Origin of the sequence: Bacteroides faecis MAJ27 (assembly GCF_900106755.1) — a bacterium.
GTDB classification, from domain to species: Bacteria; Bacteroidota; Bacteroidia; order Bacteroidales; family Bacteroidaceae; genus Bacteroides; species Bacteroides faecis.
The window spans coordinates 23,874-38,636 of sequence record NZ_FNNN01000002.1; the positions used below are offsets into that span (position 1 = coordinate 23,874).

Sequence of the window (14,763 nt, forward strand, 5' to 3'; positions counted from 1 at the left end):
GCATTTCTGACCAATCGGATGGAAGTGCGCTTGACTGTCAACCGACTATCAAGCCAACTGTCAAGGTTTTCATCTGTCAGATGGTGTCCTTGCTGTCATTTTTACCGCAATCTGCTATTTCTTGCACTTTCTTGCGGATAGCCTCATAGATGCTGGCGTTGGTACTTTTGGCATCACTGGTTGCTGAGGACAGCTTGGTTGTTGTAAGTGGCTTGTCTGTTGATGAAGACAGAATGAGTTTATGCTTGGCAATGACCGATTGCCATTGCTTGCAAATCAAGTTCTTGCTGCAGAGCATGTCAAAGAAGAATGCCACACGTCTGTTGCTTCTCGCCTTTAGCTGCTTGCAGACTTGGCACGAGAAGAGTTTTCGCATATCCTCTTCCGACACATCGGCTGAGAACAAATGAACCTCATTGGCATGGCGCGCAATGAGGTTCAACTGAGTAGAATCAAAGTAACATTGAAAGTCCTGTTTCGGTTTGGGGTCTCGTGCTGTTTGTAATATTGACGGTGGTTTACCATGGAGATACTGACCGTTTGGAGGTGGCTCCGTGGTGTTGAACTTGTGATGAAGAGCCTTGTAGTCATGATACTCGAAATCCACTTTGGTAAAGAATATGACTACCAAGTCCTCACGTTTTTCAAGAAACTCCTCCATGATGTAGAAGTTCTTCTTGTGTTCGTTCTTGCCTGCCGCATACTGGCAGTCTGTATAGGAATGGCTGTTGAGAAAGTCTTTTTTGTAGCGGTGATACAGTTTACCGCATCCTATTACTTCCGTCTGATAGCACTCATGGGCTTCCTTGAAGAACAGCCACAATTTGTTGGTACCACAAATGCCACCTACACCGTTAGCGAAGGTGCATTCATTGCATTGGGGTAAAAAGAGAGAACGAGGAGTCGTCTCGTCCTTGGTTGTTTGATGTATTATTATGTTCCATTTTTATTCTTCGAACGCACTGTCCAATAGAGAAACAGCCTCGTCCTTTTTCTTGTTGATGATTTTTGCGTAAATTTGTGTCGTGCGCACCTCCGTATGACCGAGAAGTTTGCTTGTAGTGTATAGGTCTGCGCCCATGGTCAGCTCCATCGTGGCGAACGTGTGTCTTGAGACATGGTAGGTCACATGTTTGCTGATACCTGCCGCACGGCTCCATTCCGGGATGCAGTCGTAGTTCTTGCTTGGCAGTGTTGGAAACACCTTGTCCTCGTCACTCGCAGATCCACGCTCAGGCATCCAACGAAGGGCTTGCTTGTTGAGAGGAAGATAGAGAGGCTGCTTGGTCTTGTACTGCAATATCTCAACTCGTGTCTTGTCACCCTCGGTGATGATGTTTTTCCACTTCAAACTCTTCACGTCACTGATACGGAGTCCGCAGAAGCATGAAAACAGGAACGCCGCCTTGATATCCTCACGCTTGCAAGGGGTGTCAATCAGTCTCTTCACCTCGTCAACGGTCAGATACTCTCGCTTGGTGCCGCCACCTTTCAGAACATCCACGCGAAGACGCAATACGGGATTGTCGTCCATTATCTCTTCCTCAATAGCCATATTGAAGGCTGCTTTGAGGCATTTGAGATAGTTCATCACCGTGGACTTGGACGGATGGGTGTGCTTGTAGGTGATATAGTCGTTCAACAAGAACACCATGAAACCATTGCAGTATTCCTTGGTCATCTCTGCGAGTGTTACGTTTGGCGAGTGTTCTCTCACTGCATTCAGCACGCTGTTCACCCAGTTTCGGGCAGATTGTCTTCCTCGCTCCACCTGTGCGTCACGGAATATCTCCAACCAATCCACAAGTCGCATTTTGATTCTCGACTTGTCTTTGAGCCCTGCGATGCCGTTAGTGATGCTCATGATGCGTTGTGCCTTGATGGCATAGACCGCTTGCATCGTCTGCTTGTTCTGTTCCCTGGCAGCTGCGTCAACCTCTGGTATGAGATAAAGGCGCAGATAATCATAGGTACGGCGACCGTTGACATTGATGGATAGATAGACCGACTTGTTGCCGTTGGCAAGTTCCTTGAAGCGGATTCTCACAGGCTCCTTGGTCTTGGAATTTCTCTTGCGCTCAGTCTCTGCAACGGCAATCTCTGTCTTCACCTTCTTAGTGGCAAGATACTCCTTGTATTTGTCCACGTTGGCATCTGGATCTTCTCCATGTGGCTTGTAGCCTCTTCTGCCGACACGCTTCTCAAAGGTTCCGTCCTTCAATGCCTTCATGCGTTCCTTGGCCTTTTTCTCAGCTTCTTTCCAGATTTCCTTGTGTTTCTCCTCGCTGTCATCCTTACGAAGGTAAAGACCAACTGACTCATAGGCACGTTGCCCCTTACCATAATATATATCAAGGAAGAGGGACCGGTCTCCATTGCGCATCTTGCGACTACGGACTATCACAGAACTGGTGTATTCCTCAACTTTCTCCACTTGGTTCAGCTCGTCAGAAGGATCCGTGAAAGTCTCTCCATTGACAACCTCTCGCGTCTTGCGTTCTTTCAGACGCTCTGCGGTTTCCATGACCAAGGCATTATTCTGCTTGTCAGCCTCGGTAATCTCTGGGTTGATATAGAGCTTCAGAAATTCGTACTTGCGCTCACCATTATAATATATGTCGAAGTAGAGCGACTTGCTGCCGTTGGCAAGGTCCTTGAAACGAAGAGTGACAGCTTCACGCTTGTTGGGTCTGCCTCTATGTTTTTTGATTGTTCCATCTATGGCTCTGTCCTCACCGTCATCGTCAATAAACTTCCATTGGTGTCCTTCTCTGCCAGAAACGGCTCCAACGACTTCGTTTACCTCACTTTCCTTTCCCTTGACACTTTTGCCAGTTTTATCACTGCCGACTTTTTTCTTCTTACTTAAACGTGCGTTCTTCTTGCTTGAAGTTGTTGTAGAAGCAGGATGTTCCAAGGAAGCCTTCACTGTTTCCAACTTTCCCGACAGGATTTCTTGCACTCGTTGGTTCTTGATAGCTTCTGCCTTCTGCAAGGTCTCGGCATTGACTGCCTTAGCCTTGTCATCGTCCTCTGGAAGCAGATAAAGCTTCAAGAACTCATACGACCTCTTTCCACTTTTGTAAGTGTCGAGATAAATCGACTTTGTGCCATTCGCCAAATCCTTGTAGCGTATGCGCACAGGTTCATTGTTACTTCTCATGTTACTTTGTTATTTATTCTACTTATTGTCATTTTGCGAGATTTGTTACTCACGGTGCAAAGATACGAAAAATAATTGGATTTGTTACCCAAAACGAGAATCAATTACGAACCATTAACTATGATAAATTATAAAATCAAATGGTAAAGTAACAAACAAATAACAAAATACATTCTTTGTTAAATACCTGCTATATGCTGTATATATTAGCATTTACGCACAATTTCTTGTCTTTTTGAATGTTGCATGATATTGACGTTGTATTGGCGTTGCTTATCCTCTGAGGAAGGCAATGCGAGAGCCTAAAAGGTGGGATAAGCAGAAATCAGGCTCCCACGTCTTCTCGTATGTATACACATCAACATGACACACACTGCTGAGCATGGGGACCTATCAGCAAAACACAACATCCTTATGATTCATATCGGCAAACAAATCAGACAGAAAATGGAAGAACGTCAGAAGACAGTAGTCTGGCTATCAAAACATTTATCATGCAGCAGAGCAAACGTATACAAGATTTTTGAAAAATATTCTGTAGATACAGAAATGCTTGCCAGAATATCCGCTATCCTAAATTTTGATTTCTTCTCACTCTATTCGGAAGATATAAAGAAAAAAAACAATCAAGAATAATCAGCGCCAACAGTTCAAGAAGTAAGATTTTGGCACATCATGTCTCCGATTGGTTTACATGTCAACCAATCGGAGGCATGATATTTAATATATAATTCTATAATTCGTTATGTTTGCACTCAAAGATATTCATTATAGATATAATCATAATGAATGGCAGTATCCGAAAAGCCCAAACAGAGTAGGAATTATTAAATAGATATATTAATCATGGGATTCTGGAATACTTTTTTCAGCGGACAACGATGCGAACATTGCAACAGCTATAACACTGCAAATATCGATTTCCGAGATTTATCCAGCGAAGATCAGGATATGTATTGGGATACGGTAGGTAATGTCCGTCCGAAAGATATTTACCGATGCAAAGATTGCGGTCAATTGACTATTATTTGTCAGGATGGAAGAAAGTATTGGACACATCCTGCTAAATAACAACTCAGCTAAGATGATTATATTGGAAATTATAGGAGGACTTCTCGTCTTATTCCTTGCTGCACAAATTCTAGGGCGACTTGCACGTTTCGTGTGGATACCTATTTTATCATCCGTTATAGCAGGATTGGTTGTTGGTATCAGCAACCATTCACTTTGGGGAGGAATTGGAACCGGAATAGCGGTTCTCATCGTATTTGGTATATCGAGTGCTATTGTCGGAGGCAATTGACCTTTACATATTATAAAAGACATGGAGAAAAGAACCTTCAGATATGAAAAACTAAAAAGATGCACATGTACTCTATATATGACGGAGACCTGTAATCTGAATTGTGTCTACTGCTACGAGCACATAAAAGGCAAAGATTTAATGCCCTTGAATATAGCTCAAAGTGGCATAAAATCCACTTTCGAACGCGCTAAAAAAGAACAAATAGATTATGTCGAAATACTATTTCATGGTGGAGAACCATTTATAGCATTTCAACGGATTAAGGATATTTGCGAATGGTTATGGGCACAAGAGTGGCCGACAAAATATATTTGTTATGCAACAACCAATGGCACTCTTATACATAATGAAGTGAAAGAATGGCTCATGAAAAATAAAGAAAGATTCATTGTCGGACTAAGCTTGGACGGAACCCGTGAAATGCATAATCGCAATCGTTCAAATTCTTATGATAAGATTGACATCCCCTTTTTTATTGAGAACTGGCCTGAACAGGGAGTGAAAATGACTCCTTCACCCGGTACACTGAAATCCCTGGCAGAAGGTGTTATCCATATACATGAGTTAGGTTTCAGCCGCAATAATTGTACTTTTGCTTGTGGAGTGGCTTGGGATAAAGACGAATTTGGGAAAGCAATAGATTATCAACAAATACTCCAGGAACAATTGATGAAACTTGCCATATATTATTTGAACCATCCTAATATATTGCCTGTGGAAATGTTAAATATAAAATTTATAGCTGTGGCAGCAGGCATAAACAATATGCTCGATAAATTATGTGGTGCAGGTACTATTATGCGCTGTTGGACACCGGATGGGCAGTGTCTTCCCTGTCATTTATTTTATGAAGTCAGCAAAGAGAAAGGGGTGAAATTAGATGACATTGACTTATCTTCACCCTGTCATCTGTCAGATGAGCAGTGCAAGGGATGTATCCTTGAGACCATCTGTCCTACCTGCTATGGTGGCAACTATATTACATATGGCGATATATCAAAACGTGACCCCTACACTTGCATTATTACAAAAATTCGCGCATTAGCAGGTTCATGGATGATAGGCCAAATGCTGGAAACACCCGAAAAATATTATGCTTTAAAAGATTTTAGCAATGAAGAATTAGCAATGACTGCCAAAGGAGTCATTCAAACACAATCCTTTCTTGAACAAACAGGATTTATGGAAGAACTTCAAAATGGATAATTGTCCTTTCCGAAAACAGGGCAAAACATTAAAATATTAATATTATGAATTTTAAATTAAGCAACTTATCTGTCATCAATGAAAAATACGACAGGATAATAGAATTACTGAAAGATACGACTTGGGAAATATGTTCCAACAGTTGCGGTTGTTCTGGTGATTGTGGTTCTAACTGGATGCAATCATAAGACATATAAACAAGAATACTATGAAAGAACATATAGATGTAGCTAAAGATTTTATCGACTTTATATCTGAAAGTCCTACCAAATATCACGCCATAGAGAATGTAAAATCTAAACTTTTACAGCATAAGTTTGAATCACTGTCTATTGACGAAAAATGGGATTTAAAACCACATGGAAGATATTTTATCGAACAGGACAACTCGGCATTAATTGCATTTTGCATGAGTTCTCGTGAGCCAAATATACAAACAGTCATAGACGAGGGAGTACGCTTGGTATGTGCACACACAGATTCACCAGCTTTCAAAGTAAAACCAATAGCGCAAATAGTGAGTTCTGACGGCTACATTCGGCTGAATACTCAGGGGTATACATGGCCTATTTTATCAACATGGTTCGACCGCCCTTTATCATTAGCCGGAAGAGTTGCATTAAAAGGCAAATCCCCTTTTCAGCCAATAATACGTCTGATCGATATAGAAGATCCCATACTGATTATTCCCAATGTGGCTTTTCATTTGACAAAAGGAAAAACAGAAGGCATAATTTCCAAGCAAAAAGAAATGTTGCCAATCATGGGTATGAGCTACAAAGATATGAGTGAAAATATACTTTTTGATCTTATGGCTCACAAATTAAATGTATCGAAAGAAGATATTCTGGATTATGAATTATACCTCTATCCGATTGAAAAAGGACGATTAGTTGGGGTGAATTCAGACTTCATAGTTACTCCTCGGCAGGATGATTTAGTGATGGTATATGCAGCATTACAGGCTTTAACTGACGCCAACTCTGAACTTTCAAAGACCAAACTACCGGACATCGAAACGGAAATACAACTATCTGATGCAAACGCGGACGATGCAACAAGAATGATAGCCTTTTTCGATGCCGAAGAAGAGACAAACTCTACTTTAGGTGGTGCTGATACTCCACTCTTGAGAAATGTACTAACCAAAGTAGTAAAAAGCATAGGAGGCAATGAGGAAGATGTTATAAAACTAATCAACCATTCATTCGCAGTATCCTTGGATACCTCTTTTGCCGCACATCCTAACTACATGGAATGCAGCGATCCAACATGCAGCCCGATAATAAATAAAGGAGTAGTCATAAAATATGATGCAAATATGCATTATGCTACAACAGCATTTTCTTCTGCCGTATTTCAAGAAGCATGCAACCGGAAGAATATTCCTTTTCAAAAAGCCGCCGCTAATTCAGACCTCAGAACAGGAGGTACAATAAGTGCATTTATGCAAACACAGGTGGAGATTAAATGCGTAGAAATCGGCATTTCCACCTGGGCCATGCATTCAGCATACGAAAGTTGCGGAACTGCTGATCTATTCAATCTAATCGGAGCTTTAAAGAGCTTTTGGTTGATGCGTGATTGAAATTCATTGCTGCCAGGCATCAATTTTATAAAGGATGATTTATAACGGAAGGTTAATTGCCTTTACCACAAACAGGGCAAATCATTAAAATATTAACATTATGAATTTTAAATTGACTAACTTATCTTCCATCAATGAAAAATATGGTAAGACGATGAAACTATTGCAAGACACAACTTGGGAAATATGTGCCAATAGCTGCGGATGCTCTGGAGATTGCGGCTCCAACTGGATGCGCAGTTAATTTGAAGCAAGTATATTAGAGAAACATCGGAGATAAAATCAACCATATTTTATCTCCGATCATTTGTTATTGACTAAAGACCTTTTTATTTCATAAACACAAAGTAGACAGCTGCAATCAGGCAAACGAATGCTGCCAGATGATTCCAGTGCAAAGTCTCTCCTTTAAAGAAAATGGTTGTAAAAACAGTAAAGATAATCAATGTTATCACCTCTTGAATTACTTTCAGCTGCATCAACGAGAATGGGCCACCATTCCCCTCAAATCCGATACGATTCGCAGGTATCTGACAAGAATATTCAAAGAAAGCAATTGCCCAACTAAAGGTAATCACACCTATCAGTGGAAGAGCTGCAAACCAAGAATACTCCTGCTTCATCTTTAGATGACCATACCAGGCGAAGGTCATAAAGACATTGGATACAATGAGTAATAAAATTGTATAGAAACCTTTCATCTTATTATATTAATTGGGTAATTATCATTCTATTTTATCCGGTAATAATTCTTCTTGCACATTTGTCATGCTCCCCCATAAGCTGTAGCGAGCTTCCGGATTCATCGCTTCCAACTGCCGCAGAATACCTTTCATATCGCTTCGGCTGGACTGTGATTCATATGGACAGTTCTTCACTTGCTTCCGATAGTCATGCAACATAGCCAACTCAACCAAATCAGCCTCATGCACCATACACATCGGTCGGATAATTGTCATATCAAATTTCTTCATAACCAACCGGGGAGGCATTGTACTGAAAGCTCCCTGATAAGTAATGTTCATCAACAATGTTTCCAGAATATCATCCATATGATGTCCTAAGGCAATCTTATTGCACCCTCGCTCCTTGGCAACCGTAAACAGAGCTTTCCGTCGATTCCAGGAACAAAGAAAACAGGGAGACTTACGTGTATCCGTAGCAGGATCAAAAGAGGTTTCGTACTGTACGAAAGGCACTCCAAAAGATTCACAATATGTCTTCAGATATTCGATATCACTCTGATAAGGAATATTCTTCATCACCACATGGACAGCTATCACGGAAAAACGAGGTTTGTAAATACGCGCCCGCTTGCCCAACAACTCGACAAGTGCCAACGAATCTTTCCCTCCCGACAGTCCGATAAGGATTTTGTCCCCTTCTTCTATCAGTCCATACTGCACCACTCCTTTATTGAATCGCCGTTCAATACGGCGGATCGTCTTCTCTTCTTCCGTAAATTGTGTCATATCTTCAAAAATCGGCTGCAAAAGTAAGCGAAAAGAATGATTTAAAGAAGAATTAACATAATAGAATCTCTGAAAAAGGGTTTATTTCTAATAAATTTGTACTTTTGAACAATTGATGCATGGATTATTGAATAAAACAATGAAAAGAAAATATATTCTATTTTTAATTTGCAGCTTCTTCCTTGGCGGAGCATCTGCACAAACATTGGAACAGGCACGCGCCTTATTCACAAAAGGCGACTATGAACAAGCCAAACCTGTATTTCAGAAATATGCCAAATCTCAACCGTCCAATGGCAACTACAGCTATTGGTATGGTGTCTGCTGCCTGAAAACCGGCGAGCCGGAAGAGGCAGTCAAGTATCTTGAGACTGCCGTAAAAAGACGGGTAGCCGGTGGACAACTGTATCTGGGACAAGCCTACAACGATACGTACCGCTTCGAAGATGCAGTCAACTGTTTCGAGGAATATATTGCCGACCTCACTAAACGCAAAAGATCGACAGAAGAGGCCGAAGCTCTGCTGGAGAAAAGCAAAGCCGATCTGCGTATGCTCAAAGGAGTAGAGGATGTTTGTATCATCGACAGCTTTGTGGTAGACAAGGCAAACTTCCTGAGTGCGTACAAAATCAGCGAAGAGTCGGGCAAGTTGTTCATGTTTAATGAGTTTTTCCAGACTGAAGGAGATTATCCGGGAACAGTTTATGAAACAGAAATCGGAAATAAAATCTATTATAGTGAAAAGGGAGAAAGAGGAAATCTGGACATTTTCTCCAAAAACAAATTGCTGAATGAATGGAGCAACGGACGTCCGTTACCCGGTAGCATCAACGAGTCCGGAAATGCCAACTACCCGTTTGTACTGTCGGACGGTGTTACCATCTATTATGCAACTGATGGTGAAGGATTAGGAGGGTACGACATCTTTGTCACTCGCTATAACACAAATACAGATTCGTATTTAACACCGGAAAATGTAGGAATGCCATTCAATTCTCCTTACAACGATTACATGTACGTCATCGACGAATACAATAATCTAGGTTGGTTTGCCTCCGATCGTTTCCAACCCGAAGAAAAAGTCTGCATCTATGTATTCATTCCCAATTCATCCAAACAGACTTATAACTATGAAGCGATGGACCCGCAGCAAATGATCCGTCTGGCACAGATTCATTCGCTAAAAGAAACATGGAAAGATGAAAATACAGTTGCAGAAGCATTGCAGCGTCTGAAAGAAGCAATCAATCATAAACCGCAGGAACGCCGTGTAGTTGACTTCGAATTTGTCATTGATGACAACACAACTTATTACCTCCTGAGTGACTTCCAATCTCCTAAAGCCAAACAACTTTTCCAAAGTTACCGGCAACTGGAAAAAGATTATCTGCAACAGGAAGATAAGCTGGATGGCCTCCGTCAACAGTACGCAACTGCCAACCAACAAGGAAAAGAAAAACTGGCTCCCGCTATACTCGATCTGGAAAAAAGGATTCTGCAAATGAATGTAGAGCTGGATGCTCTCGGAGTGAGTGTGCGCAATGCTGAAAAAACAAAATCAAAATAATACAGAGTTATGGACATACTAATTATCGCCGTTCTCATTATTGCTGCAGTGATACTATTTTTAGTGGAACTGTTTGTCATACCCGGAATCAGCCTCGCAGGTATTTCGGCATTGGCTTGCATCCTCTATGCTAACTACTATGCATTTGCCAATATGGGCATGGCGGGAGGATTCGTTACTCTGGGAATATCAGCTCTTGCCTGCATCGGGTCACTGATCTGGTTCATGCGTTCGAAAATGCTGGATAAGCTGGCTTTGAAAAAAGATATCGATTCGAAGGTAGACCGGAGTGCGGAAGAAAGTGTAAAGGTAGGCGATAAAGGTATCAGCACTACCCGTCTGGCCCAAATCGGTTATGCTGAGATCAACGGTAATATCGTGGAAGTAAGATCCATCGATGGTTTCCTTAATGAGAAAACACCGATTATCGTAAGCCGCATTACCGATGGCACCATTCTGGTTGAGAAACACAAAATATAATATTCACTTAATATAATTATCAATGGAAACATCTTTGTACTTACCTATCGTTCTGATTGTTGGAGGTATTATTTTCCTAATACTATTTTTCCATTATGTGCCGTTCTTCCTTTGGTTGTCGGCTAAAGTATCAGGCGTTAACATCTCGTTGATTCAACTCTTCCTGATGCGTATCCGTAATGTTCCGCCGTATATCATTGTCCCGGGCATGATTGAAGCTCACAAAGCCGGACTGAAAAACATCACCCGCGATGAACTGGAAGCCCACTACCTTGCCGGAGGACATGTAGAAAAAGTTGTTCATGCGCTAGTATCCGCATCGAAAGCGAACATCGAACTGTCTTTCCAGATGGCAACTGCCATTGACCTTGCCGGACGTGATGTGTTTGAAGCTGTTCAGATGTCTGTAAACCCGAAAGTGATTGATACTCCTCCTGTTACTGCGGTAGCCAAAGATGGTATCCAGCTGATAGCAAAAGCTCGTGTAACGGTACGTGCCAGCATCAAGCAGCTGGTCGGTGGTGCCGGAGAAGATACAATTCTCGCCCGTGTAGGTGAAGGTATCGTTTCTTCCATCGGTTCTTCCGAAAACCATAAGTCTGTACTCGAGAATCCGGATTCTATCTCTAAACTTGTACTTCGTAAGGGATTGGATGCAGGGACCGCTTTTGAAATTCTGTCTATTGATATCGCGGATATCGATATAGGTAAAAACATTGGTGCAGCTTTGCAGATTGACCAGGCTAATGCAGACAAAAACATCGCACAGGCTAAAGCAGAAGAACGTCGTGCAATGGCTGTCGCTTCCGAACAAGAAATGAAAGCTAAGGCACAGGAAGCACGTGCCAAAGTAATCGAAGCGGAAGCGGAAGTACCTAAGGCAATGGCAGAAGCCTTCCGTAACGGCAATCTGGGTATAATGGATTATTACCGTATGAAAAATATCGAAGCCGACACTTCAATGCGCGAAAACATTGCCAAACCAACGGCTGGTGGTGCCACCAACCAGCCGTTGAGTAAATAGTCTACCAAACGCCGGAACCCGATTCCTATTCAGTTCATCAGCGTATCTTCTCTTTGACAAACTTGCAAAAGAAAAGAAAGATACCTCTTCCGAACTAAAATCCGGTTCCGGCGTTTCTATTTATATACGACTTATTGTAAAACTAAAACCGTTCAATAACATGAAAAAGTACTTTCCATCCTCTGAACTGATTATCAACGAAGACGGCTCGGTATTCCATCTTCACGTAAAGCCTGAATGGCTGGCAGATAAAGTGATCCTTGTAGGAGATCCCGGACGTGTAGCACTCGTAGCTTCTCACTTTGAAAACAAAGAATGCGAAGTGGAAAGCCGCGAATTCAAAACAATCACGGGTACATATAAAGGTAAACGAATCACAGTGGTTTCTACCGGAATTGGTTGCGATAATATCGACATCGTTATGAACGAACTGGATGCGCTTGCCAACATCGACTTCGAGACACGGGAAGAAAAAGAAAAGTTCCGCCAACTGGAGTTAGTACGTATCGGTACATGTGGCGGATTGCAGCCAAATACTCCGGTAGGCACCTTCGTCTGCTCACAGAAATCTATCGGTTTCGACGGATTATTGAATTTCTATGCCGGACGTAATGCGGTATGCGATCTTCCTTTCGAACGTGCTTTCCTTAATCACATGGGCTGGTCGGGAAATATGTGTGCCCCTGCGCCTTATGTTATCGATGCCAGTGAAGAACTGATTGACCGGATCGCTAAAAAAGATATGGTACGCGGTGTAACTATCGCTGCAGGAGGCTTCTTTGGACCACAAGGACGTGAACTCCGCATTCCATTAGCAGACCCGAAACAAAATGATAAGATTGAAGCATTTGAATATAAAGGCTTTAAGATTACCAACTTCGAAATGGAGAGTTCGGCACTTGCAGGACTTAGCCGACTGATGGGACATAAGGCGATGACCGTCTGTATGGTGATAGCCAACCGACTAATCAAAGAGGCTAATACCGGATATAAGAATACGATCGATACACTGATTCAGACTGTGCTCGATAGGATATAGGATAATATCAATTACAATGTAAGACCTTCACTAAAACCATTAATGATCCTTTAGTGAAGGTCTTTTTATTGATTCATATATAAAGTTTCAAATAAGAGGAATATTTTAGCCTTTGGTGCGATGAGGAACAAAGGTAAAGAATCTTTTAAAGTAATCTCTCAAAGATTCATTGCACACATAGATATAAGTTCCGTACATACCTCTTTCCAAAAGAGTAGCATAAATATTCTTTATATAATTACGCAATATTTTTTCATCCACCTTTTCTTTGCCTTTGGCATCTTGATACATATCCTTAGATACAGTAATAATATTATTTATAGGATCATAGTCTATCTCCCAACCTATTATCACACCTGCATAATTTAAATCATACCCCTGCGTCGTATGTATACAGCCTATCTCATTAATTGAATTTTCTGAGTTTATCCAGTCTCTTTGGGTAGTATTCCAAATGTACTTATGCGCATTATTTACCTCGTATTTGTTTTCTATCTCAATATCATATAATCCTTCTTTTTGAATTTTAGACAGTTTCATTTTGTGCGTCTTCCAAGGCCAGGCATACCCCGCCATATTCCGACAGAGCCCCATTTTATTATTTTTCTCTTTAATTGCAGATACCATGTCTTCAACATCCTCAAACAACAGTAGTTCATAGGATGAACCAAAAGTGAGCATTTCTTCTTGTTGACACTCCAATATATTGTTAATATATTCTATGTAATCATTTCCACCCTTACACCTCATCTGAGAAGTAAGCTTATAGTTCCGGGTATCCTCTTGCTGAGACAATGAGAAAAATCTTAGTGCTTCCACATCAGAAGGCTTCACCGATTGTCTGGAATCATAAAAGAATAGCTGATACCGGCTTTTTTTCAGTATCCAGTCCAATTCCGTCGCTTCTTCATCTAACTCTAATGCCTTGTTAGCTTTATCATACGATCCATAATTAAATAATGCACGACGACGCCTCAAACGATGTGATTCATCAACAATCAGAAGATCATATAAACCTTCACCCGAGTTGGCAACATCTTCGGGGCTAAGTACCATTTTAGAATCAAGTCCCTGTATTCCATCAAAAACTTTTTTCAATGTCTCACGAAAACTTTGTGTAGGAACTACATACCCAACTCTTAAGTTCGGGCTCAAATGGCCAATTATATAACTAAGATTCTCATCCAATGCTTCTTCTTCCGCAGTCCATGCAGGTGAACTCTTTGCATCAATCAACAGCTTCAGCAAATAAATTCCAAGAATAGACTTACCGGTACCTGCCCCTCCATCAATTATAAAAGAACGGGATTGATTATTATTCCCTAAATCATATTTCAGATCGGTAAGAATTTGCACAGCAACATTAAATTGGTCCAAATTCAAAATCTTATATGGAGAATATTTAAATAAGTCTTGATTCTCAAGAAGAGTAATTCCATGCCTGACAACACCTTCATCCTGAAGAAGCTGCCAAATGTGTCTGAACTCTCTCTGATATTCATCACGCAAATAATAGTTATGAACATGCTGGCCACCATTGCCATTCTGGAGTCTATATTTACCATCAGCTACAATATATCCGATAAGAAACGCTTCAAGATCCAGGATTACAGATTTATTAAAGACTTTATTAAAGATAATATATATGTTTTTCAAAGCTCTGCGTTCGGTATTATTCCAATGATCACAAATCCTGGTACATATATTTGTAGACTCTCCTATATAGGCTTGTCCCTTTTCATCATCCTCGATAATATATACAACAGGCCATCTATCTTTGAAGGCAGCTTTTACTTTAGAAAAATGTTCCTTCTCAAAGGTACATTTTAAGATTTGAGTTTCTTGTTTGAATATCATAGTTCAGAATATCATTAAGTATTTCTTCTTTGTTTCATTTTGTGTTACAATACCGACACAA

15 protein-coding genes are annotated in these 14,763 nt (G+C 41.0%); 10 read left to right on the top strand and 5 right to left on the bottom strand.

The window, feature by feature from the left end; all coding sequences use genetic code 11:
• Positions 1–76: 76 nt before the first annotated feature.
• Both BLW31_RS01905 and BLW31_RS23930 read right to left on the bottom strand, forming a co-directional pair.
• Positions 77–823, bottom strand: a complete 747-nt coding sequence (locus BLW31_RS01905; protein WP_010537130.1) for a hypothetical protein — start codon at positions 821–823, stop codon at positions 77–79.
• A gap of 123 nt (positions 824–946) precedes the next feature.
• On the bottom strand, positions 947–3,163 hold the full coding sequence (locus BLW31_RS23930) for a site-specific integrase (protein WP_010537129.1): 2,217 nt from the start codon (positions 3,161–3,163) through the stop codon (positions 947–949).
• Positions 3,164–3,610: 447 nt separating this feature from the next.
• Between BLW31_RS23930 and BLW31_RS01930 the strand changes: the two genes are divergently transcribed.
• From BLW31_RS01930 to BLW31_RS24295, 6 genes are all read left to right on the top strand, one after another.
• On the top strand, positions 3,611–3,799 hold the full coding sequence (locus BLW31_RS01930) for a helix-turn-helix transcriptional regulator (protein ID WP_229099361.1): 189 nt from the start codon (positions 3,611–3,613) through the stop codon (positions 3,797–3,799).
• A 210-nt stretch (positions 3,800–4,009) separates the two neighbouring features.
• Complete coding sequence (locus BLW31_RS01935) at positions 4,010–4,234, top strand: hypothetical protein (RefSeq protein ID WP_010537127.1); 225 nt, start codon at positions 4,010–4,012, stop codon at positions 4,232–4,234.
• A 13-nt stretch (positions 4,235–4,247) separates the two neighbouring features.
• Entirely contained in the window at positions 4,248–4,466 is a 219-nt protein-coding gene (locus tag BLW31_RS01940; protein ID WP_010537126.1) for a hypothetical protein, read from the top strand.
• A 21-nt stretch (positions 4,467–4,487) separates the two neighbouring features.
• On the top strand, positions 4,488–5,675 hold the full coding sequence (locus tag BLW31_RS01945; protein WP_029425391.1) for a radical SAM protein: 1,188 nt from the start codon (positions 4,488–4,490) through the stop codon (positions 5,673–5,675).
• 208 nt (positions 5,676–5,883) lie between these two features.
• Complete coding sequence (locus BLW31_RS01950; protein WP_010537124.1) at positions 5,884–7,263, top strand: M18 family aminopeptidase; 1,380 nt, start codon at positions 5,884–5,886, stop codon at positions 7,261–7,263.
• A gap of 100 nt (positions 7,264–7,363) precedes the next feature.
• The gene (locus BLW31_RS24295) at positions 7,364–7,507 is read left to right on the top strand and encodes a hypothetical protein (protein ID WP_022301454.1); all 144 of its coding nucleotides are present in this window, start codon (positions 7,364–7,366) and stop codon (positions 7,505–7,507) included.
• An 85-nt stretch (positions 7,508–7,592) separates the two neighbouring features.
• Here the strand turns inward: BLW31_RS24295 and BLW31_RS01955 are convergent, their stop codons facing one another.
• Both BLW31_RS01955 and BLW31_RS01960 read right to left on the bottom strand, forming a co-directional pair.
• Positions 7,593–7,964 carry a DMT family protein gene (locus BLW31_RS01955; protein ID WP_010537123.1) on the bottom strand — a complete coding sequence of 124 codons (372 nt, stop codon included), beginning with the start codon at positions 7,962–7,964 and terminating at the stop codon, positions 7,593–7,595.
• Positions 7,965–7,988: 24 nt separating this feature from the next.
• Entirely contained in the window at positions 7,989–8,735 is a 747-nt protein-coding gene (locus BLW31_RS01960; RefSeq protein WP_029425389.1) for a PP-loop family protein, read from the bottom strand.
• Between the two features lie 139 nt (positions 8,736–8,874).
• Between BLW31_RS01960 and BLW31_RS01965 the strand changes: the two genes are divergently transcribed.
• The 4 genes from BLW31_RS01965 to BLW31_RS01980 all read left to right on the top strand — a co-directional run bounded on the left by BLW31_RS01965 (position 8,875) and on the right by BLW31_RS01980 (position 12,845).
• On the top strand, positions 8,875–10,302 hold the full coding sequence (locus BLW31_RS01965) for a tetratricopeptide repeat protein (protein ID WP_029425388.1): 1,428 nt from the start codon (positions 8,875–8,877) through the stop codon (positions 10,300–10,302).
• Between the two features lie 9 nt (positions 10,303–10,311).
• Positions 10,312–10,782: an NfeD family protein gene (locus BLW31_RS01970; RefSeq protein ID WP_010537120.1), complete on the top strand. Its 471-nt coding sequence runs from the start codon at positions 10,312–10,314 to the stop codon at positions 10,780–10,782.
• 22 nt (positions 10,783–10,804) lie between these two features.
• Complete coding sequence (gene floA, locus BLW31_RS01975; protein ID WP_029425387.1) at positions 10,805–11,806, top strand: flotillin-like protein FloA; 1,002 nt, start codon at positions 10,805–10,807, stop codon at positions 11,804–11,806.
• A gap of 160 nt (positions 11,807–11,966) precedes the next feature.
• Positions 11,967–12,845: a nucleoside phosphorylase gene (locus BLW31_RS01980; protein ID WP_010537118.1), complete on the top strand. Its 879-nt coding sequence runs from the start codon at positions 11,967–11,969 to the stop codon at positions 12,843–12,845.
• 105 nt (positions 12,846–12,950) lie between these two features.
• Here BLW31_RS01980 and BLW31_RS01985 read toward each other — a convergent pair whose 3' ends face one another.
• Positions 12,951–14,702, bottom strand: coding sequence for a DUF2075 domain-containing protein (locus tag BLW31_RS01985; protein ID WP_010537117.1), 1,752 nt, complete (start codon positions 14,700–14,702; stop codon positions 12,951–12,953).
• Positions 14,703–14,763: the final 61 nt, after the last annotated feature.